Consider the following 23210-nt stretch of genomic DNA (forward strand, 5'->3'; position numbering starts at 1 on the left):
TGTCCCTTCTTACCAACGGACTTCAAATTTTTTACGTAACCAGATGGCCAGACTGTTCAGGCTGATCATCATGGCCAGAAGGACAATAATGGCTGCTGCGGTACGATCTTCAAAGAAGTTACGCAGTTCATTACCCTGCCATAAAAAGATTTGTACAGGTAAGGCAGTTGATTGCTCAAATGGTGTCGCTGGCACACTGGCGACGAAGGCACTCATCCCGATCAATAAGAGTGGTGCGGTTTCACCCAGCGCCTGTGCAACCCCAATAATGGCACCGGTCAGAATACCAGGCAGAGCCAGTGGCAATACATGATGGAATACAGTCTGGATACGTGAAGCACCTAAGCCCAACGCAGCCTGACGGATCGAAGGCGGGACTGCTTTTAAAGAGGCACGTGTGGTAATAATCACCGTAGGCAAGGTCATCAGACTTAATACCAGCCCCCCCACTAAAGGTGCGGACAGTGGCAAGTGCATCCAGCCGATAAAGATGGCCGCACCCAGTAAACCGAACACAATCGAAGGAACTGCCGCCAAGTTGTTAATATTGACTTCAACCACATCGGTAATCCAGTTCTTTGGCGCAAACTCTTCCAGATAAATCGCCGAAGCCACACCAATTGGAATCGAGATAAAGATCACGATCAGCATCATGAACAGGGAACCCATGAATGCCCCGGCCAGACCAGAGGTTGCAGGTGAACTGCGTGAATCCGGACTGACAAAGATATTGGTATTGAAGCTGTTTTCGATAACACCCGAAGCTTTCATAGCATCAGCCAGTTGACGGACTTCTGGACTGAGTTGCTGCTGTTCTGCCGGAAGATCACGATCAATATTACCCGCCAACCAGACATCGACATTGGCATCTGCCAGAATTTTTACATTTTCAGTTTGTCCAACCAGACCTGGATTCATCAGCACCATGTCACGCAGACGATAAGCTTCTGAACTGGTATATAAAGAGCCGAGTTCATCCTGCTGGCCGTCCAGCTTGCTATCTTTGGCAATCATGCCATTTACAATCAGGGCATCCCAGTCGACCATGCCCACCTGCATCTGCCAGTCAATCAGACGCTCTTCATATTGCGCCGGAGTTTCATTGGCAAGCTGTTTAGGTTTAGGGCCAATATTAACAATCGTCGGATCAAAATAAATCGGCAGATTCATGCTGCTTTGCCAGAAAGCCGGCAAACCTTTGCTCAAGATACTTCCGAACAGCAATACTACGAAGAACAAGCCAGCCAATACTGCTGACAAGCCTAACAGGCGAAATGCTTTTTCTTTACGATGACGACCTGCCAAAGAGTTCTGAATGGTCTTCTTACGCTTTTCACGTAGCTCGGCAGCCACAGATGGATCAATACGCTGATCTAAAGGTGTTGTATTTGAAGTACTCATTAGTCGTATTGCTCACGATATTTACGCACGATATACAGTGCAATAATGTTCAAACCTAAGGTGATCACAAATAATGTCAAACCCAGTGCAAAGGCTACCAGCGCCTGCGGACTTGCGAAGTCAGTATCACCGGTTAACTGGTTGACGATGGTAATAGTGACTGTAGAGACTGCTTCTAATGGATTGGCATGTAACTGCGGGCTGTTCCCTGCTGCAAGCACCACAATCATGGTCTCACCAATTGCACGTGATGCGGCTAACAGGAAAGCCCCGATAATCCCCGGTAAAGCTGCCGGCAAAACCACCTGACGGATGGTTTCAGACTTGGTCGCACCGAGCCCTAAAGACCCATCACGTAATGCACGCGGCACCTGAGTAATAATGTCATCAGATAAAGAAGAAACGAAAGGGATAATCATGATCCCCATAACCAGACCAGCGGTTAGCGCACTAGTGGCATTAATATCAATACCGACCATGGCTCCTATGGCCTTCAGGAAAGGCCCAATAATCATTAAGGCAAATACGCCATATACGATAGTAGGAATACCTGCCAATACTTCGATGGTTGGCTTGGCCCAAGAACGGAATTTAGGTGATGCATATTCAGCCAGATAGATCGCAATCATCAAACCGACAGGGACAGCAATCAGCAGTGCAATACCGCTGACCATCAGCGTACCCCAGAGCAGTGGCAACAGACCATAACTGCCTTCAGCATTCCCGGAGGTACTAAAACCAGGATTCCACTCTGTACCAAAGAAAAAATCGAACGGGCTGACAAAGCTAAAGAAGCGCATTGCTTCACCGAACATCGACATCACAATCCCAAGCGTGGTCAGAATCGCAACCCCTGAACAAAGTGCCAGACCAATATTAATAATTTTTTCAACTTGGTTACGGGCTCGGAATTCCTGACTGATGCGATTTTTCGCCCAGACCAGTCCAGCCAGCGCCGCAGAAATCACCACTGCCAGCTTGGCAAATGTACCGATGGTCACAAATTTGGCCAGCTGCTCTGCAGCTGCTATTTCATAAGCAGCGGGTGTATCACTGACTCCAAAACCGGAAGCGAGTGCCTGTACACGATCAACGACAACACCCAAGCTTGCCGGATCAAGCTGAGCCGATACTTCTGGCGGCAGATGATTAATCACCACTTGTTCCAGGAAGCTCGGCTCGACAATATTCCAAACAATCAAAATTAAAAACGCAGGGATTCCACACCATAAAGCGACTAAGGCGCCATAATAACTTGGACGCGAATGTAAGTTCGCAGAATTGTTTCCCTTACCTGCTAGGTTCCGGCTTTTACTTAATCCGATTTGATAGGCTATGGCAATGATTGCCAGCAAGACACCTATGAGTAGCAGATTCATGTATTCTCCACTGTTTTTTCAATTTTCATGGTTTGAAAAAACTTAATCTATCGCAACACACCAATGGCAGGTCGTCCCTGCCATCAGCGCTTTGAGCATTATGTATTACTTTACAACCACCGCTTTGCCTGCTTTAAAGTTCGCAAGTACTGCTGCACGTTCTTTGTCTGACATTGAAATCAGGCCGGCTTTTTCCAGTTTTGAACCTTTACCTGATACTTTCTTGCTCAGGAAGTATTCGGTGAACTGTGGTAAGCCTTTGATTGACTTCAGGTGTTCGCCTTTCACATAAAAGAACAATGGACGTGAAACCGGATAAGAACCGTTCAGAATAGTTTTTTCAGAAGGTGCAACATTATTCACTGTGGCAACACGCAAACGGTCACGGTTCTGGTCATAGAAACCTAGACCAAATACACCAACTGCACTTGGAGAGGTTTTTAAGCGCGCCAATGTTTCAGTGTAGTCACCGGAAATTTCAATCACACGGCCATCTTTACGGAAGTTTGTACACGCTTTTTTCTTGGCCTCTTTATCTAAAGACTTAATTGCAGCGTACGATTCACAACCTGCATCCACCATTTTCTCCTGGAACACTTCGCGCGTACCATGGTTAGAAGCAGGAATCACCAGGGTGATCGGCTCATTTGGAAGTGCTTTATCAATCTGGTTCCAGCGTGTATAAGGGTTAGCAACCATTTTCCCCTGAGATGGCAACTGAGCCGCAAGCGCTGCATAAACATGTTGTGGACGTAATTTATAAGCTGCTTTATTGGCATTAGAAGCAAATACAATACCGTCATAACCAATTTTGATTTCTAATACCTGGTTGACGCCATTCTTTTTACATTCTGCCAGCTCAGAGCTTTTAATCTGGCGAGATGCGTTTGCGATATCAATCGTGTTATCACCCACACCCGCACAAAATTGCTTTAAGCCGCCTGAAGAACCGCCCGAACCGACCACTGGAGTTTTAAATTGTGGAAAGGTGTTTCCAAATTCTTCAGCAACAATACTTGCATATGGAAGAACAGTTGAAGAGCCAGCAATTTGAATAGTGTCACGTGCAGCATGTGCTGTAGTGACTGCCGCCCCAGTAAGTGCAATTGCTAAAGTAATATTTGTAAAGCGCATTCTGTATCTCTCTCATTTTTGCAATTTGGAGTACATTACTTTTGATTCAGTTTTGTACTTGTTTCGATACTTGCATTTTGATTTTAGAATATGACAGACAGGTTACAGCTTTGTGACACTTTCATGATGTTTTGTTTTTAGCTTCTCTTTTTTATTACCCTCTGTGGTTTACAGCATGACTTAAGAGCGGTTTAGAATTATAAAAAGATTAACTTTATAATTATTGGCTTACTTGTTTTTTTATTTTTATGAAAAATAAAAATTTACTTATCGTCATATTAATTATTTCTTTAACCGACTTTCCTTCATGCTATTGATGAAACAGCACTAAAAAAAGGAGATCTTTCGATCTCCCTTTTTAATTTCTCAATCAATTAAACAATGGGCGGCGTATAACTACCATCTGCAATTGAATCCTTGATGCGATCCGCTTCTGCCAGTACCAGTGCCAGCAGATTTTGCACGTTCTCTAGTGTGGCTACTGGGCTTAAAGTGGTCATTTTCAATGACTGAACATTGCCGACCTTAGTCACCCCAATATTCGCTTCACCACGAGCAAACAGCTCATCTGCCACGTTCTGGTTCAGTGCATCCACAAACTCAGCTGGATAGCCTTCAGGCACTACACGGAACAGTACCGATGCAAATTGTGGCTCAACCAGAAGTTCCAGACCATCAGTCGACTTGATGTAATCTGCAACATCACGGGTCAGTTTCACCCCATGATCGATCATTGATCCATACAGCTCTTCGCCGAGTGCTTCTACGGTCATCCACAATTTCAACGCGTCAAAACGGCGCGTGGTTTGTAAAGACTTCGAGACCAGGTTTGGCACGCCATGTTCTTCATCATAAGCCGAGTTAAGATACTCCGCCTCATAATGCATGAAACGGTAGTTCGCTTCATCTTTGAGCAAGAATGCACCACATGAAATGGTTTGGAAATAATGCTTGTGGAAATCCAGTGTAATCGAATCAGATAACTCGATCCCATCCAGCATCGCACGATAGTCGTTCGACAGAATCAGTGCCCCACCCCATGCCGCATCGATATGCATCCACGCGCCATATTTATTGGTGATTTCACGAATCTGTTTGAGTGGGTCAATCGCGCCAGCATCTGTTGTACCTGCAGTTGCAACCACACAAGCTACGATCTTGCCTTCAGACTGAAGATGCGCCATGGTCTTTTCCAGAGCATCAACATCCATTTGTGCATTTTCGTTTACAGGAACAGTCACAACTGACTGGAAGCCCATGCCCATCATTGCCATGTTCTTTTGCACCGAAAAGTGTGCATTTTCAGAACAGATGACTTTGACATTGCGCATTGCGTCCGCAGGAATACCATCCCGCTGAACAGACCACGGCTGGCCGTTTTCATCTTTCCAGTTTTTCGCGATACACGTATCACGCGCAAGCAACACACCCATCAGGTTAGATTGCGTACCCCCCGAAGTGAATACACCTGCCTGACCTGCACCATAGCCGACTTTTTGACGAAGCCAGTCAATCAACTGTACTTCCATCAAAGAACCCGCCGGGCTTTGATCCCAAGAGTCCATAGACTGGTTGGTAGCGTTAATCAGCACTTCCGCGATTTGGCTGGTCACCATGGTCGGACAGTGCAAATGTGCTAATGAATGTGGATGATGAACTTTCAAGCTTTTATTTAAGAAAAGCTCCACCATACGCTCAAGTGATTTTTGTACACCCAAACCTTCTTTAGAAGGATTGAAGGCAATGGCACTACGTAACTCTTTGATGCTACCGCCAGTATACATTTTGTCGTTTTGCAACCATGCTGCAACCGCTTTGGTCGCCTGGTCCATTGCTGACTGATAGTCAGCAATGGATGCAGCATCATTGCAGAGTAACGCTTTACGGTGTTCTGCAAAATCTACCATGAATTATGCGCCTCGAACTGCTACAAGAGCTTCAGTAACCGCTTTCTTGAAACGGGCAATCACTTCTACACACTCTTCTTGAGTGATAATTAACGGACAAAGTAAACGGATTACCGTACCGTTACGACCACCTTTTTCTAGCAACAGCTTATTATTGAAACATGCTGTCTGAATAGCGGCTGCCAATTGGCCGTCTGCAGGTAAAGAACCCATGTGGTCAGCAGATTGTCGCTCGTCCACAATTTCAATACCGATCATTAAGCCTCGGCCACGTACATTACCGATACACGGAAGTTCCTGCGCCAGCTTTTTCAATTCAGCTTGCAGGAAGTCACCGCGTTCTTGCGCATTTTGCGCCAAGTTTTGTTCTTTGATGGTCTTAATCACCGCAAGACCAGTCCCCATCGCCAGCTGGTTACCACGGAAAGTCCCCGTATGGCCAGCAGGCTGCCAAGCATCAAATTTACGTTTAATACCCAGTACCGCCAGTGGCAAGCTGCCACCTACTGCTTTAGACATGACAACAACGTCAGGCTCAATCCCTGCATATTCAAAAGCGAACATTTTGCCTGAACGGCCAAAGCCTGCCTGAACTTCGTCAAGAATGAGTACGATATTGTGTTTTTCAGTCACTTCGCGGATTTTTTTCAGCCATTTTACCGGCGCAGTCACTACACCGCCTTCACCCTGAATGGCTTCAAGAATTACAGCAGCCGGTTTAGTCACACCACTTTCTACATCTTCAATGAAATTTTCGAAGTAGTAAGTCAATGCGTCAACGCCCGCTTCACCGCCCAGACCAAGTGGGCAACGGTATTCATGCGGATATGGCATGAATTGAACGCCTGGCATTAAGCCATTGACCGCATTCTTCGCAGACAGGTTACCTGTCATTGCAAGCGAACCGTGAGTCATACCATGGTAACCACCAGAAAAGCTGATCACCGAGCTGCGACCGGTAAAGGTTTTGGCTAGTTTAATCGCTGCTTCTGTACCATCTGCACCAGATGGACCACAGAACTGCAGGCAGTACTCTTCTTTACCGCCTGGCAGCTGTTCAAGCAGCGCCTCAGTAAAAGCATCTTTTAAAGGTGTTGTTAAATCCAAAGTATGCAATGGCAGACCGCTTGCAAGCGTATCCTGAATACTTTGAATGACCGCAGGATGATTATGGCCTAATGCCAATGTTCCTGCCCCAGCTAAACAATCGAGGTACTCTGTACCTTCGACATCGGTAACCCAGCAACCTAATGCTTTTGCTATCGCAAGCGGTAGTTTACGCGGATAGCTACGAACATTGGATTCCATCTGACTTTGGCGAGTCAAATAGTATTCGTTAGTAGAATTAGTGGCAGGGTTTACTGAAGAAACGCTCATATCGAATTACCATCTCTGATATGGGTTAATAGAAATAAGTCGGGTGACTTGCGGTCCTTTGACTCGGTGCTTTATAAATTCCAGTTTGATGGTTTACTCATACATCATAACTAGGAGGCGGATGATACAGTCTTTTACAGGAAAATAAACGACTTTCGCCACAATTTTGCTGATTTTTTATCGAAAAAAAATATCATGCCGATTTGTCATCTGAATTATCATCTTAACCTGTGACCACCGAAAGAAAAGCACGTTCTTTTATACTTTTTTGTAGCCTTTCAGCAATCTTTCTTGGTATTTTATAACTTTAGAGATAAGCCTATAATTTTTATGATATTTAATTTCAAGAATTAAGGTTAAATATAGAGCGATAATTTAACACTCTTACCACAAATATTTTGCAAAAAAACCATAGTCAGGATTTAATATTTTTATAACAGCCCAGATGGCTTCTTTAAGAAAAACAGGACCACAATATGCGTCTTTTAGCATTATCTAGCATTATCCTTGCAGGCACTTTAGCAACCACGGCTTTTGCAGCTCCCAATGAGTCATTGAATTATAATGTAATTAACCTATCCGCAGATGCCAGACGTGATATTTCTAATGATGAAATGCATGCTGTTTTGTATCTTGAAAAATCACATAAACAACCAGCCCAACTTGCTAGCCTGATTAATCAGCTGATGAATCAGGCGATGGTAACAGCACGCAAATATCCAACTGTTAAAATTGAGACTGGCGCCCAAAGCACTTATCCAATTTATGATAATGACAACCGTAAACTTAAAGAATGGCGTGGCCGTGCTCAAGTGCGTCTAGAGTCCACTGATTTTAAAGCCACTTCTCAACTGATCGCAGAGTTGCAGCAAAACTTCCAGACCGAATCCATTAACTTCACCGTGTCGGATGCAAAACGCAAAAAGGTAGAAAATGAATTGATGGTCGAAGCCACCAAAAACTTTCAGCAGCGTGCCCAAGCCCTCACACAGGCCTGGAACAAGCCGGGTTATCAGCTGATTAATTTAAATCTGAACACCAATAACTATACCCCGCAACCTATGCCGCGTATAGCCATGATGAAGGCCGCTGCCCCAGCTGATGCCATTACAGAACAGCAGATGGCGGCAGGTGAATCACAACTGACAGTCAGTGCTAATGGTACTATTCAGCTAAAATAATTGAAATTCCCCTTATTTCAGGAGAGAGTTAGAGAAAGTTAAAATGTATAGCATATTAAAAACTATCTCAGCTTGGTCCTGCCAAAAAAGAAAATTTATTTCATAGAAAATCCCGCTCGAAAGCGGGATTTTTTGAATCTAGATTTTGCCTGTTTTAATAAATCGCCATATGATTGCGATGAATCATTTCCAGTGAACGTGCTTCACCCAAAACCTGGTGCACTTTATCTGAGGCCAAACCTTTAACAACTTCAGCCGAACGTGAACTAAAGTTGACCCGTCCTACTGCAATACGATGGCCTTGCCAATCCACACATTCCACAACATCACCACGATCAAAGTGACCTTCTACCGCTTTCACGCCCACAGGCAACAAGCTGCGGTGATTTTCCTTGATGGCTTTTACCGCACCATCATCAATCACCAGACGGCCAGCGGTTTGTAAATGTGCAGCCAGCCATTGCTGACGCGCCGTAATACGGTCATCATCGGTAATGAATAAGGTTCCCAGCATTTCACCCGCCATCAGACGAGATAACACCCGGTCGCTATCCCCACTGGCAATCAGCGTCGGACAGCCTGATTTTGCTGCCAGACGTGCAGCACGGACTTTGGTCAGCATACCGCCACGACCAAATTTGCCGCCGCCACCCGCCATATCAAACAGGCTTTCATCCATTGCACGAACCGTATGGAACAGTTTGGCATCGGGATTTGAGCGTGGGTCAGAATCAAACATACCTTCCTGATCTGTCAAAATAATCAGCAAGTCTGCATGTACCTGACCAGCCACCATCGCCGCCAAAGTATCGTTATCACCAAAGCGGATTTCTTCGGTAGAAACGGTGTCATTTTCATTGATCACCGGAATCACGCGCCAGTCAATCAGGTTCTGCAAGGCATCACATGAATTGAGATAACGACGGCGATCTGCCAGGTCATCATGGGTCAATAACACTTGTGCAGTTTGAATCTCGTGCTTTTCCAGTACACTTGACCATGTCTGGATCAGGCCCATTTGTCCGATTGCAGCACAGGCCTGAAGACTGGGTAGATCGGTGGGTCGACTCTCAAGTTTCATCCGAACCATCCCTTCAGCCACAGCACCTGAAGACACCAAAATAATTTCGTGTCCAGCATTGTATAAATCTGCAATCTGTCCCGCCCAATGCGAGATCGCATCCAGATCTAGTCCCTGCCCATTTGCTGTGAGTAAAGATGATCCGATTTTCACAACGATTCGTTTACAACCCTTGAGCTGACGTTGCCCATCTACCACTTCTATCATCTTGTCCTCAGACTTTTTTCTACAGAATTAGCGTACGTAGTACACTTCTACATCATCATCGCCATCTTCATCATCTTCGTCATCCAGCGCACCGGCAAGACGTTGCTGACGACGCATCTCACGATACGCTTCTTTGGCAGCGATGGTTTGTTCACGTGTTTCAGCCTCCAGCTGGTCACGGAATGCTTTCATCTCTGCTGCATATTCCGGATCTTCAACTTCGCGTTCGCGCTGCTCTTCGATCTGATCCATCAGGTAGTAGACGACCTCTTTGGTTCCTTCAGCCGTCAAGCCTGAGGTCTTAAAGACCGGACCTTCCCATTGCAATTCTTCCAGAATGTGATTACACCACTCTTCACGTGACTCTGCTGGAAGCTGATCAACCTTGTTCAACACCAGAACAATCTGCAATTTTGACAATGTCGGGGAGAATTTTTGCAGCTCGTTCATAATCGCACGGGCATTATAAGCAGGGTCGGAACCGTCAATTGGCTGGACATCCACAATGTGCAGTAAGATACGGGTACGTGCCAAATGTTTCAGGAAGCGAATCCCCAAGCCTGCACCTTCGGAAGCTCCTTCGATCAGCCCCGGAATGTCTGCCATTACAAATGAACGGTAACGATCTGCATCAACCACGCCCAGATTTGGCACCATAGTCGTAAACGGATAGTCTGCCACTTTTGGTTTGGCTGCCGAGACTGCACGGATAAACGTCGACTTGCCGGCATTTGGCATACCCAGCAAGCCCACATCTGCGAGTACTTTCAGCTCGAGACGGATTTCGCGGAATTCACCTTTGACACCATACGTACATTTACGCGGAGAACGGTTGGTCGATGATTTGAAGTGTGTATTCCCCAAACCGCCCTGACCACCTTGAGCCACTAGAACCTTTTGACCATTTTCAACCAGGTCACCAATAATATCGCCCGATTCAGAATCGACGATAGTTGTTCCTACTGGAACTTTTAATACGACTGATTCGCCACCACGACCAGCACAGTTTGCGCCAGCACCGTTTTTACCACGTTCAGCGCGAAATTTACGGGTATAACGATAATCTACAAGGGTACTGGTGTTGTCATCAGCTTCAATATAAATGCTGCCGCCACGACCACCATCACCACCATCCGGACCACCAAATGGTACAAATTTTTCACGGCGAAAACTGGCTACGCCATTGCCACCGTCGCCAGCCTCTACGGTAATGACTGCTTCATCAACAAAGCGCATCTTGCCAATCCTCTAAATTCTTTAAAACCGCCTATTCTGCCATATTTTAAAGAATTTCACGACTAAATTTATGTACTATTCCAACGAGAACACTTATTTCTTCAATATTTTAGTCAAGCTGGCTTAAAAGCTTTAAATCTCTGAGATTTATTCATTTAACTGCACTAGTCAACTATATGCCCTATCAATGAGCTTAGTGTTTTTAGTTATTTCTGATTTAGCCACTCTCTGCTCAGAGTGCTGTCAGTTTTACAAGAGTCCAGTGTATGTCTGCAAATGTTTCACAGGATGCCAAGCATCCTTTGTCATCACAATTTGTACTCTTGATGGAGTGCGTATATCCCTTTCAAGGATAAACAGCAGAGGCTCTATATATTTATATCAACCTAGCCGTTAAGCAATGAAAGGATTTGGGAAATCAAGCTTTATCGACGCTTGAGCACTTAAAATAAATAGTCCCTGATAAAATCAAGCCAGTCACGATATTATGAATCGCTTGATCACTGAATATACCAATCTTTTCATTCCAACTCTGGCAAAACAATTTAAAACCTATGGGCTAATACGCGATTTATTATCTAAAATTTCCGGTAAACTTCGCTCTACCCAGCCAATCAGATAATTCACTTTTTCAGCCGCCTGCGAACCTAATATGGTTAGCTGATATTCTACTTTCGGCGGTACCACCGGATAGACGGTTCTTAAAATAAAACCATCCTGCTCCAACATTTTTAAAGTTTGCGCCAGCATCTTTTCACTGATTCCTTCAATGCGCTGCTTTAATTCACTAAAGCGATGTACTTCCTCACTTAAGCAACGCAAGACCAGCACTGACCACTTGTTGGTAAGATGCTCCAAGATCCCTCGTGACGGACAATCTACAGATAATACTTGACCAAGCAATTTACTGGTTTCATAAGTCGCCATAAAGCCCTTCCCTTTAATCAAAATTCTTACTTTTTGTTATGTACTTACATTAAGTAAGTTATCAAAACAGGATTGAAGCCACAAGTTTATTTTTCCCCAAAATTAATCACTTTAATACAGAGGCTTTTAAGGGTGAATCTGCTTCAGGGGCAACTGCATGTGCATCTCCAAATTGGCTTTGGTATTTCGTTCGATATTCCGCATGGTGGCATGAAAGGTGGTGATTTTACGCATAGTCATCGGGTCATTCATTTCAAGCTGAGGTTTAAAATCATGTTTTACCCGTAAATGTAAGGACTCATCAAAGCCTAAAAATACGGGCCCATCAAACAGGATTCTGATGGGAATCCGATAATTTTGTTTCAGCTGAAATGGTAGATCCAGACGAATCGGCACATCCATTTTTAAAGGAAAGGTCGGCAACAACTTGTTTTGGTAGATCAGATTGGTGGAGGTTTCAAGTGACATTATCTGATCGACTTTAATCGTGGTTTTATAATCGACATTTACCGAAACTGGTACTACAACGGCAAACTGCAAATTTGCCCGATATTTACCTTGTAAAGGTAAATCGAGTCCACGGTTAATTTTAATCTCTGTGTCCAGCTTTCCTTGAGCATGGGTCTGTAAATGATTTCCAATTGAAATTTTAGTGGGCAATGCGTCTGGTAATCTGACTGAAGCATGCTGTGCCTTGATATGCATGCTGGCCTGTATATTCAGATAGAACCAGAACAGCACGGCAATACAGCAAGTCGTAATTACAAACAGAATCGCCCATATACGAATAGAAATAGGCATACTTTTCCCTCCTATTCATCGGCTGTATGAATTGCTGAGGGCGTCGGTGTTCGCTTGAGCTTCAAGCTATCCAAAGCAATTTCCAACTCACCTTGCTGAATCGTAATTGGCAAGGTGTTTTGTACATCTACACTCGCTTGTAATGCAGTTTGAATAGGTACATTCAGATGTCCCTGAATTGGAATACTGGTTTTTAATGTAGTATTAAGTGGAATATTCAGATTTTCTTCTAATACCGTTTTTACAGGTGCATCAAATTTCAAATGCACTTTTTGCTCCAGTGGAACCTTCAGTTGCAGGGGAACGTCCAGATCAATCGGAATCGTGCCTTTGAGCGGCAAGCTAATATCCTTTCCTAAGACATTTACCTTAACCCGGGTATCAATCGGGATATTTTGCTTTACCTTTAATACCTCATTAACTGGAATAACCGTTTTAATCGGCACATAATTATCAAAGTACACACGTGGGGTCAGTGTTTGGGTTAAAGGAATATTGAGATTTTCTTGAATAGGAATTTCAGCATTTACATTTCCCTGAACATCCACATTCAAGGCATCATGAATTTTAACCTCAGCCTGCAAAGGCTCTTTCAAATCAATACTTACTTGCTGATCTTGTAATGGAATATAAATCTTAAAATACTGAAACACCCAAATGCCAATTAAGAGTCCACACAAGGTCGCAAAAAAAATTAAAGTAATGGCAGCAATTATATATTTAGATCGCAAAAGGCTATCCTTATCCTCTTGGTTAACACTTTATTGTGAACACAAATATTTTATGTTTTGCTATTTTTTGTATAGGATTTTTAACCCGAATCGCGGCTAAGAAATTAACAGGAAAAATAAAAAGACTAGAGCTAGCTGCTGAGTTCCCCCCAACCTTAAACGCTAGTGCTGAGCTTTAATAGGACCGAATTATTATTCTGTCTAGTAAAAGTTCAATGGGCTGGTTTTATGGCTATAAGTTATCTCTTGCGATGAATCGATTGGGTGAAAACGCCTGTTCTGCTTTATCGAATGGGCATATTACCGACATAAAAAGGGTTGAGCAATTGGTAGAAGGTTTAACTATAAAGCTTTATGCAGTTCGTGGCTATATCAGCTAACAACTCAAAAGCAGGTTAATAGATCAAGGAATTGATTTAATTATCTACCGTCGAAAGAACAGACAGGCTGTTCAACTCAGTACCTCAGATAAACATCACTTAAAATAACCCTATAAAATAGAAACGCTATTCAGCTTGTTGCAAGACCCATCCAATTTAGTGACGAGTAAAGCACCTAGCCTTCATGAGGCTATCAGTAGAATTTATGCATGGTTATGCGCATATCAATGAATTCATCGCAATAAGCCAATAATTCAGGTTATGGAATCATTGGCTTAAGCCGGATTCGGGTTTCTTTACAATAAATTTTGATTATTTATAACAAAGCGAATCTATATATTGCTTGCTCCAGGCGGGCCAGCATTTTTCCAACGTTTTTTCAAAGTTTACATTGTCTATTTGCCACTGCGGATTTTTATCTTTATCAATGATCAGTGCACGTACACCCTCGATGAAATCGCCCTGCTCTAACCAGATATCTTGTAAATCCCGTTCTAACTGCATACATTTTTCCAGCGACAGATTCTGACCGGTCTGCTGTAATTTCAGACTGACTTGTTTTGCCATCCGCGGACGTTGCTGCAAGAGATCCAGCATTTTCTTGGCCCAGTCCTGATCAAGGGCATCGCTTGTATGAGCCAGACTATGTTCAATTTCCTCCAGACGCGGATAAGAAAAATGTTTGTTAATCAGTCCAACACGTTTTTGCAACTCGCTTTCTACCGGATGGGTGATAAACGCACTGATGATTTTACGGATTTCCACCGGATTTAAAATAGGCGCAGCGCTCAATGCCGCTTCTAGTTTAGCAAAATTTTCACTCGGCACATGATAATCGACCAGATCCAGATATAACGCATCGCTACTGCTGATCTGTTCACCAGTCAGTGCCATATAAACGCCAACTTCATCCAGTCGGGACAGGAAATGGGTGGCTCCCACATCCGGGAAAAAGCCAATCGCAGTTTCTGGCATGGCAAAGCGTGATTTTTCACTGGTCACTTTAATATGACACGCCTGCGCCAGTCCAAATCCTCCACCCAGAACATAACCGTCCATCATCACGATGACGGCCTTTGGAAAATTGCGCAGTGTGCTCAGCATCGTATATTCTGTGGCAAAAAAATCCTGATATTGGGTATTGCCTGCCTGATAGCTGTCATACAGATAGCGGATGTCTCCTCCGGCACAGAATGCCTTGGGACTGTTAGAATTGATCAGAACCGCTTGCACCTCTGGATCATGGCGCCACTGATCTAATTGTGACTGAATACCTTGAATCATCTGTAGGGTTAAGGCATTTAAATGGCTAGTGCGGTCCAGGCTGATGATACCCAGAACTCCCTGTACGCTAATCACTAAGTTATTTTCAGCACTCATTATTTTTTTCCTATTCTTTTTTTATTGATGGGTAAATTTGGCTGGGCGTTTTTCAACAAAGGCCTGCATACCTTCTTTCTGATCAGAACCAGCAAAAATAGAATAAAATACCCGTCGTTCAAAGCGTAGACCTTCGGCCAGACTGACTTCAAAAGCCCGATTAATCGATTCTTTAATCATCATCACTGCAGGCAAAGATTTTTCGGCAATTTTTTCTGCCGCTTGCAGCGTCTGTTCCAACAATTCTTCTTTGGCAAAGACACGTGCCACCAGACCACTTTGCTCGGCTTCTTGTGCGCCCATGTGACGTGCGGTCAGGCACATTTCCATGGCTTTGGCTTTACCAATGGCCAGGGTCAAACGCTGCGTTCCGCCAATGCCGGGCAATACCCCTAAAGTGACTTCAGGTAAACCAAATTTTGCATTATCAGCACAGTAAATAAAATCGCACATTAAGGCCAATTCACAACCACCGCCCAAGGCATAGCCACTTACCGCAGCAATTAAAGGCTTACGGCGCTGGGCAATCCGGTCGGCCAGACTGAAAAAATCATCCAGATAAATTTGTGGAAAATTTAAATCCGCCATTTCTTTAATATCGGCACCGGCAGCAAAGGCTTTTTCCGAACCGGCAATCACAATACAGCCAATCTTTGGGTCTTTTTCCAGCTGATCCAGTGCCTGATTGACTTCAACAATCAACTGGTTGTTCAGTGCATTTAAGGCTTGCGGACGGTTTAAAGTAATCAGTCCGACACCATTACGTTGTTCGAGTAAAATCGTTTGCCATTGCATGATAAAAATCCCTTTAAAATTATAAACTGCGTGCAATTACCAGGCGCTGAATATCGCTGGTGCCTTCATAAATCTGACAAATCCGTGCATCGCGATAAATTCGTTCAATCGGAAAGTCTTTCAGATAACCATAGCCGCCAAAAATCTGTAATGCTTTGGAACAGACACGTTCTGCCATTTCCGAAGCAAAGAGCTTGGCCATAGAGGCTTCGGTTAAACAGCTTTCACCGGCTTCCTTTTTACGTGCAGCAAAATGCACCAGTTGACGTGCCGCTTCAATTTCGGTGGCCATGCTGGCCAGCCTGAATGCAATCGCCTGCTGCTCAAAGATTGGCTTGCCAAAGGCCATACGATCATGGGCATAAACAGTGGCTTCTTCTAAAGCAGCACGCGCCAAGCCAACCGCCTGTGCCGCAATGCCGATCCGTCCACCTTCCAGATTGGCAAGGGCAATTTTCAGACCTTCACCTTCTGCACCCAGTCTTAGGCTTTCATGAATGCGGACATCGGTTAAAGCAATCTGACAGGTATCCGAAGCATGTAGACCGAGTTTTTCTTCGACCCGAATCACTTCATAACCGGGCGTATCACGTGGGATTAAAAATGCACTCATGCCCTTTTTACCCGCGTCTGGGTCGGTCACGGCAAAGACAATAATCATCCCGGCATTATGGCCTGAGGTAATAAACTGTTTGGCACCATTGATAATATAGTGATCGCCGTCCTTGACCGCCCGGGTTTTAATCGCTGCCGCATCCGAACCGGTATGCGGTTCGGTCAGGGCGAAGGCACCAATCATTTCCCCTTGAGCCAACGGTTTTAAAAACTGCTGCTTTTGCTGTTCCGTCCCAAACTTCAGAATCGGCACACAACCCACCGAGTTATGTACGCTCATGATGGCGGAGGTTGCACCATCTGCCGCAGCTACTTCTTCGAGGGCCAGCACATAAGCCAGCGTGCCCGTACCTGAACCGCCCCACTCTTCTGGAATCAGCATGCCTAAAAAACCCAGCTCACCCATTTGAGACAAGGTCTGTTTAGGAAAGATGCCTTTTTGATCCCACTCGCTGGCAAAAGGTTTAATCTGTTCCTGGGCGAAGCTTTTGGCCATATCCTGAATCAGTTGTTGCTCTTCCGTAAATTGCATTGATGCTTCCTTCAATCTCTTTATTCAATATTTTTATTCAATCTGCGGGCTTGGGCTGATTTATGCGGTTTTCACCTGCTGCTTGTTGATTTCCTGATTACGCAGTAAGAAACGCTGAATCTTGCCACTCGGGGTTTTGGGCAATTCTGTGACAAATTCAATCAGGCGTGGATAAGCATGGGCAGACAAACGCTTTTTCACAAACTGGCCCAGTTCCTCTTCCAGATGAGGTGAGGCTGTAAAGTTATTCGCCAGAATTACAAAGGCTTTAATCACTTCAGTACGTTCAGGATCAGGCACGCCAATGACGGCGGCTTCAATCACGGCATCGTGTTCCAGCAAGGCACTTTCCACATCAAATGGTCCCACGCGGTAGCCTGAGGTGGTAATGACATCATCACTACGCCCCACAAAACTCATACTGCCATCGGCATGAATTTCCGCGGTATCCCCAGTTAAATAGTAATGTCCGACAAAGGGCGATTTGCGACTTTCTTCATAACCCGAGAACCACATCATTGGGGACTGACTGATATCCACTGCCAGGATGCCCGGAACATCAATCGCTAGTTCCTGACCTTGTTCATCGATGACTGCAATCCGATAACCCGGACTGGCAAAGCCTGCCGAACCTGAACGGACCGGATGTTGTAGTGCATGATGATTGCACACCACCATCCCGACTTCAGTCTGGCCATAATGGTCATAAATTGCTACATCCAGTACTTCTTTAAACCAGCGGATCACTTCCGGGTTTAAGGGTTCTCCAGCACTACTGACCACGCGCAACTTGCCGCGCAGCTGCGCCATCTGAGCCGGATCAGCAGCCATCATCATGCGGTAAGCGGTCGGCGCACCGGCCAGATTGGTAATGCCATACTCCTTGACAATGTCGCAGACACTTTCGGCATTGAAACCACCTTCATAAAACAGAGTCGAGTGCCCGAGCAGTAAAGGCCCGGTAATGGCATAGTACAAGCCATAAGCCCAGCCCGGATCAGCAATATTCCAAAAAGCATCATCTTCGGTTAGACCGATGGCATTGTGCATATAGCCAGCAAAAGCAATCAGGGCTTTTAGCGGCACTTTTAGAGGCTTGGCCGGTCCAGTGGTTCCAGAGGTAAACATCAACAAAAATGGCTCATCGATACTGAGCATTTCCAGTTCACAACCTTCAGCCTGACGGTTTAACACCGTCCAAAAACTGAGGTCTCGCGGATAGGTTTCGGCCTGCGTTTCGGCATGTACAGTGACGATCGTAGGACAAGCACTAAGATCGGAGAGTTTCTCCCGATTCGCCAGATCAGTCACGACCAGCTTGCTTTGCGCCAGCTGAATACGGTGTTCGATGGCTTTAGGACCAAAGGCAGTAAATAAAGGTTGATACACTGCACCAATCCGCCAGGTCGCTAGAATGGTAATAATTAGCTCTGGAGTCCGCGGTAACAATCCGGAAACGCGGTCTCCTTTGCCAATGCCTTGAGACTTCAAAAAATTGGCAAACTGGCTGGAATATTTCTTAAGCTCGCGAAAGCTATACTGTTCTTTGCGGCCATCTTTACCGTACCAGTGCAAGGCAATGGCATCGGAGTCGGCATGGCGGTCGCAACATTCATAACAGGCGTTCAGTGCCTGCATCGAACCGGATAAATACTGTTTTGCCACTGTATCTAAATCAAAATTTTCAATCGTTTTTTGATAATCTAACATGTTCAACCTCAGCCTGAATTTATCGTTATTACTGACAAGGTACTGTTAATGAAGCGAATCCTTGCTTCATCTGGATATTTTAAGTGTTAAGCAGGTGGCGTAGTGTATTGATGCATGATGCTGGAAAAGTCCAGATGCGCATCCCCTTCCTGACACAATTGCTGATAGAGTTTTTGTACCATGCTGCCAAGTACAACTGGTTGATCCACCTGCTGCGCTGCATCGACGGCCAAGCCCAAATCTTTAAGCATGAGCTGTGCTGCGAAACCATCGGTATAACCCCGTGATGACGGCGCATTGGCACAGATATCCGGCCAGGGATTATAGATTTCAGAACTCCAGCAACGTCCGGTTGAGCTATTGATTACCCCGGCCAGTGCTTGAGGATCAATGCCCAGTTTGGCACCAAGCGCCATGCCTTCCGCAACGGCGGTCATGGAAATACCCAGAATCAGGTTATTACAGATTTTTGCCACCTGTCCTGTTCCTACAGCGCCACAATGCACCAGATTTTTACCCATACTGCTGAGGACTGGTTTTACGGCCTCAAAGGTGGCATCGTCTGCACCCACCATAAAGGTCAGAGTGCCATCTTTGGCCCCCAAAGTCCCGCCAGAGACTGGTGCATCACACACACAAACCTGTTTGGCCTGCGCCATCGTGGCAATCTCCTGAATAGTTTGCGGGTCAATGGTGCTGCTGTCGATACACAGGCTGCCGGCTTGGAGTACTTCCAGAATACCGTGTTCACCGAGATAGACTTCACGCACATGCTTGGCTGCCGGCAGCATGCTGACCACAATATCCGCCTGTTTTGCGGCAGCTTGTGGACTGTCACAAACTATACCGCCCGCTTCGGCAAAATGCTGTAAAGCCATGGTACTTAAGTCATAACCAAAAACCTGATGTCCCGATTTGAGCAGATTCTGCGCCATCGAGCCGCCCATGTTGCCCAAACCAATAAATGCAATCTTCATGCGGATGCTCCTTAGCGCAGGCTGATGGTGGTATTGACACCCGTGGTTTCCTGATCATCTTCAAACCAGCGACTAGTAATGGTTTTGGTCTGGGTATAGAACTGTACTGCCTGCTTGCCATAAGGACCCAAATCACCCAGCTTTGAACCGCGTGAACCGGTAAAGCTGAAGAACGGTACAGGGACAGGAATTGGAATGTTGATGCCGACCTGACCAATATCAATCTGGTTCTGGAAGATGCGCACGGTATTGCCATTTTGGGTAAACAGTCCAACGCCGTTACCGAATGGATTAGCATTAATCAGCTCAATCGCTTGTTCTAAAGTGTCGACATGCATGATCGCCAGCACCGGACCAAACACTTCTTCCTGATAAATGCGCATATCGGTCGTGACCTGATTAAAAATCGTTGGTCCAACAAAGTTGCCCTGCTCATAGCCCGGAACCTGAACATCACGACCATCGAGCAGCAGTTCAGCGCCTTGTTCAATGCCACTGTTAATCAGATCAATCACGCGGGCTTTGGCACGGGTCGAAATCACCGGTCCAACATCGGTATTGGGTTCATGCCCGGCATTGACTTTCAAGGTTTTGGTTTTATTGACCAGTTCATCAACCCAGTGCTTGGTCTCGCCGACCATCACTGCCACGGAAAGTGCCATACAACGCTGGCCTGCTGCACCAAAAGCGGCACCGACCAAAGCATTTAAAGTCTGTTCTTTATGGGCATCTGGCATCACCACCACATGGTTTTTCGCGCCCATCATCGACTGCACACGTTTGCCATGCTGGCCTGCGAGGTTATAGACGTGGGTGCCGACTGCGGTCGAACCGACAAAGGAAATGGCCTTGATGTCAGAATGGGTACAGAGCAAATCGACCACTTCTTTACCACCATGCACCACGTTGAGCACACCTGCTGGCACGCCAGCCTGAATCGCCAGTTCAACCAGCATCATGGTTGACAGTGGATCCTGTTCCGAAGGCTTTAAAACAAAGGTGTTGCCGCAGACAATCGCCATCGGGAACATCCACAGCGGAATCATTGCCGGAAAGTTAAAGGGGGTAATTCCGGCACAGACCCCCAGTGGCTGTTGCAAGGTATAGGTATCAACACCACGTGCCACGCCTTCTATGTATTCACCCATTTGTAGGGAACCGACTGAACAGGCATGTTCAACCACTTCTAAACCACGCTGGATATCACCTTCGGCATCTGCTAATGTTTTGCCCTGTTCAGCGGTCAAAACCTGTGCGATACTTTTTAAGTTGGTACGAATCAGATCTTGTAGTTTCAGCATGATACGCATACGTGTCTGAATCGGGGTCTGGCGCCAGCTGGCAAAGGCATTTTGCGCCGCCGCAATTGCAGCATTGACTTCTTCAGTCGTGGCAAAAGGCACCTGACCCAAGACTTCCTGAGTTGCAGGATTAACAATATCTTGCCAATGGCTGGTTTTTGATTCGACAAATTCACCATTAATCAGGAGTTTTGCGGTGGTGAATCCGGTACGTTGCTGGGGGTGATGAATAGCGTTCATGGTCGCTCCGTGCTGGTTTTGTTATTGTCGTTGTATCTGCCTTTACTGGCTTTTTTTTAACGTATTTTTTTACGCTGTGTCAGCAGACTAACAAAGAACACTTTGACCACCAATAGAAATTGATGCACGATGATTGTGCAAATATGCACAGGATTTAACAGGATGTTAAAGAGAAGATGAAAGTAGATTGGGATCATTTACGCTTTTTTTTGGTTTTGGCACGTGCTAAAACGCTCACCAACGCAGCCCGCTTGATTGGAGTTGAACACAGCACCGTGGCACGGCGGATTCAGGCGCTGGAAAATACCCTCGGTACACAACTGTTTAAACGTGAAGCAACAGGTTATGAGCTGACTTTGGAAGGTTTGGCACTAGTACCGCGTGTGGAACAGATGGAACAGTCCTTTATCCAGATTGACAAGCGCCATGATCCCTTGCAAGGTCGGGTTCGTATCGGCGCGCCGGAAGGCTTCGGCACAGCATTTCTGGCGGGCCTGTTGGCTGAGTTTTCCCAGCATTATCCGCTATTGACCATTGACCTGATTCCGGTGCCGAAAACCATTAAACTCTCGCATCGTGAAGCGGATATCGTTATTTCCATCGACCGGCCTAAATCCGGGCCGTATATCATTACCCGGTTGTCCAATTACTGTCTAAAGCTGTATGGCAGTAAACGTTATTTACAACAAAATCCGCCAATTCAAAAACTGGAAGATCTGAAACAGCAACGTTTTGTCAATTATATTGATGATCTGGTTTATAGCGCGGCGCTGTATTCACTGGAACGCCTGCCCTTGCAAGTCAGCGCCTGTTTTCGCAGTAACAGTATTCTGGCACAGGAGATTGCAGTTCGGGCCGGTGCCGGATTGGCCATTTTGCCGAGATTTCTTGTACATGATAAAAGTGAACTGGAAGAAGTTCTAGGCGATCAGCTGAGTTTTACCCATACTTTCTGGATGCTCACCCTGGTCGATTTACAACATGAGCCGAGAATTAAATTAGTGTGGGATTTTTTGCGTAAACAGGCCGATGTTCAGCAAGAACTGCTAATGGGCAGATAAATCACTATTTGTATAGATTTCAATAATATCTAGACACAGCAAATGAACGGATCACCAGAATTATAGCCAAATCCTAAAGACTATAGAACAATAAAGGTATGGGATACTCAAAAAGTTAACATGTTAAGCAGTCTAAAATGCCCCCTATATGAGCTAAGGGAGTCGGTTTTTAAATGCTATTAGGGGATTATTTTTACACTGCCGTGGCTTTATTGCACGAACTTATCCCAAAGGCTTATTCAGCAATAACTCTCAAATGAATAAGTCTAGACCTAAAATCTATCGTACAACAAATTGATCTTCCTATAACCGAACCTTAATTATATAAAAGACAAAAACATATTAATATTTATTGCAGTTAGCTATTAAAGAAAGCAGCAATCGCCTACATCTAATTACCGATTGTACTGACTTGAAATCTTTAAGTGACAGCAAGTAAAAACGTAAGAAACATTAACCTTCATATCGATGATAGCGGCTTAGGCTAAATATGGGTATAGAGGCTGAAACACTGCAAATATGTACAGTTCCGCTCATAATGAACAAGATTAGTGATTCACTAGTACTCGATGATTTACCTGATCAAATTTTACTGGATGAGCGGATTAATTCTGTCTATATAGATGGAGCTTATGACACGAAACATTGCAGAAAAGTCTTTTCAGATCGACAAGCACATGCGGTAATTCTATCTTTAAAGCCTTTATGCTCTAAAGCCAATTAAAAATAATATTGATTTAAGCTGCTTACATAGTACTTATATGAATTCTAAAAACAAAAAACCACTTAGGGTTAATGCATCTAAGTGGTTGTTTTATATGGTGGGCCCAGACAGACTTGAACTGTCGACCAACGGA

Annotated in this window: 18 protein-coding genes and 2 pseudogenes; 4 read left to right on the plus strand and 16 right to left on the minus strand. The window is 45.1% G+C overall.

The features are described 5' to 3' along the window. Positions 1-9 precede the first annotated feature (9 nt). The 5 genes from pstA to NI461_RS10230 all read right to left on the minus strand — a co-directional run bounded on the left by pstA (position 10) and on the right by NI461_RS10230 (position 7198). Complete coding sequence (gene pstA, locus NI461_RS10210) at positions 10-1401, minus strand: phosphate ABC transporter permease PstA (protein WP_253157192.1); 1392 nt, start codon at positions 1399-1401, stop codon at positions 10-12. Further along, entirely contained in the window at positions 1401-2780 is a 1380-nt protein-coding gene (pstC, locus tag NI461_RS10215; protein ID WP_151203901.1) for a phosphate ABC transporter permease subunit PstC, read from the minus strand. The genes pstA and pstC overlap by 1 nt, the downstream gene beginning before the upstream one ends. Positions 2781-2885: 105 nt before the next feature. Then, positions 2886-3914, minus strand: coding sequence for a substrate-binding domain-containing protein (locus NI461_RS10220; protein WP_151203902.1), 1029 nt, complete (start codon positions 3912-3914; stop codon positions 2886-2888). A gap of 374 nt (positions 3915-4288) precedes the next feature. Then, positions 4289-5821, minus strand: coding sequence for an aspartate aminotransferase family protein (locus NI461_RS10225; RefSeq protein ID WP_174659988.1), 1533 nt, complete (start codon positions 5819-5821; stop codon positions 4289-4291). Positions 5822-5824: 3 nt separating this feature from the next. Next, positions 5825-7198, minus strand: coding sequence for a diaminobutyrate--2-oxoglutarate transaminase (locus NI461_RS10230; RefSeq protein ID WP_174659989.1), 1374 nt, complete (start codon positions 7196-7198; stop codon positions 5825-5827). Between the two features lie 476 nt (positions 7199-7674). On the opposite strand from NI461_RS10230, the gene NI461_RS10235 reads away from it, so the two are divergent. After that, the gene (locus NI461_RS10235; RefSeq protein ID WP_174659990.1) at positions 7675-8379 is read left to right on the plus strand and encodes an SIMPL domain-containing protein; all 705 of its coding nucleotides are present in this window, start codon (positions 7675-7677) and stop codon (positions 8377-8379) included. Positions 8380-8533: 154 nt separating this feature from the next. Here the strand turns inward: NI461_RS10235 and proB are convergent, their stop codons facing one another. From proB to NI461_RS10260, 5 genes are all read right to left on the minus strand, one after another. Continuing rightward, a complete protein-coding gene (gene proB / locus NI461_RS10240) occupies positions 8534-9667 on the minus strand; it encodes a glutamate 5-kinase (protein WP_174659999.1) in 1134 nt (377 codons plus the stop codon). A 27-nt stretch (positions 9668-9694) separates the two neighbouring features. After that, positions 9695-10903, minus strand: coding sequence for an Obg family GTPase CgtA (cgtA, locus tag NI461_RS10245; protein WP_253157202.1), 1209 nt, complete (start codon positions 10901-10903; stop codon positions 9695-9697). Positions 10904-11455: 552 nt separating this feature from the next. Next, entirely contained in the window at positions 11456-11830 is a 375-nt protein-coding gene (locus NI461_RS10250; protein WP_174660000.1) for a helix-turn-helix domain-containing protein, read from the minus strand. Positions 11831-11956: 126 nt separating this feature from the next. Further along, positions 11957-12631 (minus strand): hypothetical protein, encoded by a 675-nt coding sequence (locus NI461_RS10255; protein WP_174660001.1) that lies wholly within the window; start codon positions 12629-12631, stop codon positions 11957-11959. Positions 12632-12642: 11 nt separating this feature from the next. Beyond that, positions 12643-13362 carry an MFS transporter gene (locus NI461_RS10260; RefSeq protein WP_253157204.1) on the minus strand — a complete coding sequence of 240 codons (720 nt, stop codon included), beginning with the start codon at positions 13360-13362 and terminating at the stop codon, positions 12643-12645. A gap of 206 nt (positions 13363-13568) precedes the next feature. Here NI461_RS10260 and NI461_RS10265 point away from each other — a divergent pair. Beyond that, a pseudogene (locus NI461_RS10265) lies at positions 13569-13973 on the plus strand (transposase); the annotation flags it as partial. Between the two features lie 81 nt (positions 13974-14054). Here NI461_RS10265 and NI461_RS10270 read toward each other — a convergent pair. The 6 genes from NI461_RS10270 to NI461_RS10295 all read right to left on the minus strand — a co-directional run bounded on the left by NI461_RS10270 (position 14055) and on the right by NI461_RS10295 (position 21292). After that, a complete protein-coding gene (locus NI461_RS10270; RefSeq protein ID WP_174660003.1) occupies positions 14055-15122 on the minus strand; it encodes an enoyl-CoA hydratase/isomerase family protein in 1068 nt (355 codons plus the stop codon). Between the two features lie 21 nt (positions 15123-15143). Further along, on the minus strand, positions 15144-15917 hold the full coding sequence (locus NI461_RS10275) for an enoyl-CoA hydratase (protein ID WP_174660004.1): 774 nt from the start codon (positions 15915-15917) through the stop codon (positions 15144-15146). Between the two features lie 19 nt (positions 15918-15936). Beyond that, on the minus strand, positions 15937-17064 hold the full coding sequence (locus tag NI461_RS10280) for an acyl-CoA dehydrogenase family protein (protein ID WP_174660005.1): 1128 nt from the start codon (positions 17062-17064) through the stop codon (positions 15937-15939). A gap of 60 nt (positions 17065-17124) precedes the next feature. Further along, positions 17125-18774, minus strand: coding sequence for an AMP-binding protein (locus NI461_RS10285; protein WP_253157206.1), 1650 nt, complete (start codon positions 18772-18774; stop codon positions 17125-17127). A gap of 86 nt (positions 18775-18860) precedes the next feature. Then, entirely contained in the window at positions 18861-19751 is an 891-nt protein-coding gene (gene mmsB, locus NI461_RS10290; RefSeq protein ID WP_174660007.1) for a 3-hydroxyisobutyrate dehydrogenase, read from the minus strand. An 11-nt stretch (positions 19752-19762) separates the two neighbouring features. Continuing rightward, positions 19763-21292 carry a CoA-acylating methylmalonate-semialdehyde dehydrogenase gene (locus NI461_RS10295; protein ID WP_253157208.1) on the minus strand — a complete coding sequence of 510 codons (1530 nt, stop codon included), beginning with the start codon at positions 21290-21292 and terminating at the stop codon, positions 19763-19765. Positions 21293-21468: 176 nt separating this feature from the next. Here NI461_RS10295 and NI461_RS10300 point away from each other — a divergent pair, with 176 nt between their 5' ends. Continuing rightward, positions 21469-22353: a LysR family transcriptional regulator gene (locus NI461_RS10300; RefSeq protein ID WP_151206051.1), complete on the plus strand. Its 885-nt coding sequence runs from the start codon at positions 21469-21471 to the stop codon at positions 22351-22353. Between the two features lie 320 nt (positions 22354-22673). After that, a pseudogene (locus NI461_RS10305) lies at positions 22674-23041 on the plus strand (IS5/IS1182 family transposase); the annotation flags it as partial. Positions 23042-23210 lie beyond the last annotated feature (169 nt).

It is taken from the genome of Acinetobacter sp. S4400-12, from assembly GCF_024129495.1.
Lineage (GTDB): Bacteria > Pseudomonadota > Gammaproteobacteria > Pseudomonadales > Moraxellaceae > Acinetobacter > Acinetobacter lwoffii_C.

What these genes read in the sequence shown, in the direction of transcription:
- NI461_RS10225 (WP_174659988.1), bottom strand. Translation starts at nt 5,821, where the DNA reads ATGGTAGATTTTGCAGAACACCGTAAAGCGTTACTCTGCAATGATGCT.
- pstA (WP_253157192.1), bottom strand. Translation starts at nt 1,401, where the DNA reads ATGAGTACTTCAAATACAACACCTTTAGATCAGCGTATTGATCCATCT.
- pstC (WP_151203901.1), bottom strand. Translation starts at nt 2,780, where the DNA reads ATGAATCTGCTACTCATAGGTGTCTTGCTGGCAATCATTGCCATAGCC.
- proB (WP_174659999.1), bottom strand. Translation starts at nt 9,667, where the DNA reads ATGATAGAAGTGGTAGATGGGCAACGTCAGCTCAAGGGTTGTAAACGA.
- NI461_RS10275 (WP_174660004.1), bottom strand. Translation starts at nt 15,917, where the DNA reads ATGCAATGGCAAACGATTTTACTCGAACAACGTAATGGTGTCGGACTG.
- cgtA (WP_253157202.1), bottom strand. Translation starts at nt 10,903, where the DNA reads ATGCGCTTTGTTGATGAAGCAGTCATTACCGTAGAGGCTGGCGACGGT.
- NI461_RS10230 (WP_174659989.1), bottom strand. Translation starts at nt 7,198, where the DNA reads ATGAGCGTTTCTTCAGTAAACCCTGCCACTAATTCTACTAACGAATAC.
- NI461_RS10255 (WP_174660001.1), bottom strand. Translation starts at nt 12,631, where the DNA reads ATGCCTATTTCTATTCGTATATGGGCGATTCTGTTTGTAATTACGACT.
- NI461_RS10235 (WP_174659990.1), top strand. Translation starts at nt 7,675, where the DNA reads ATGCGTCTTTTAGCATTATCTAGCATTATCCTTGCAGGCACTTTAGCA.
- NI461_RS10270 (WP_174660003.1), bottom strand. Translation starts at nt 15,122, where the DNA reads ATGAGTGCTGAAAATAACTTAGTGATTAGCGTACAGGGAGTTCTGGGT.
- NI461_RS10250 (WP_174660000.1), bottom strand. Translation starts at nt 11,830, where the DNA reads ATGGCGACTTATGAAACCAGTAAATTGCTTGGTCAAGTATTATCTGTA.
- NI461_RS10285 (WP_253157206.1), bottom strand. Translation starts at nt 18,774, where the DNA reads ATGTTAGATTATCAAAAAACGATTGAAAATTTTGATTTAGATACAGTG.
- NI461_RS10300 (WP_151206051.1), top strand. Translation starts at nt 21,469, where the DNA reads ATGAAAGTAGATTGGGATCATTTACGCTTTTTTTTGGTTTTGGCACGT.
- NI461_RS10220 (WP_151203902.1), bottom strand. Translation starts at nt 3,914, where the DNA reads ATGCGCTTTACAAATATTACTTTAGCAATTGCACTTACTGGGGCGGCA.
- mmsB (WP_174660007.1), bottom strand. Translation starts at nt 19,751, where the DNA reads ATGAAGATTGCATTTATTGGTTTGGGCAACATGGGCGGCTCGATGGCG.
- NI461_RS10295 (WP_253157208.1), bottom strand. Translation starts at nt 21,292, where the DNA reads ATGAACGCTATTCATCACCCCCAGCAACGTACCGGATTCACCACCGCA.
- NI461_RS10280 (WP_174660005.1), bottom strand. Translation starts at nt 17,064, where the DNA reads ATGCAATTTACGGAAGAGCAACAACTGATTCAGGATATGGCCAAAAGC.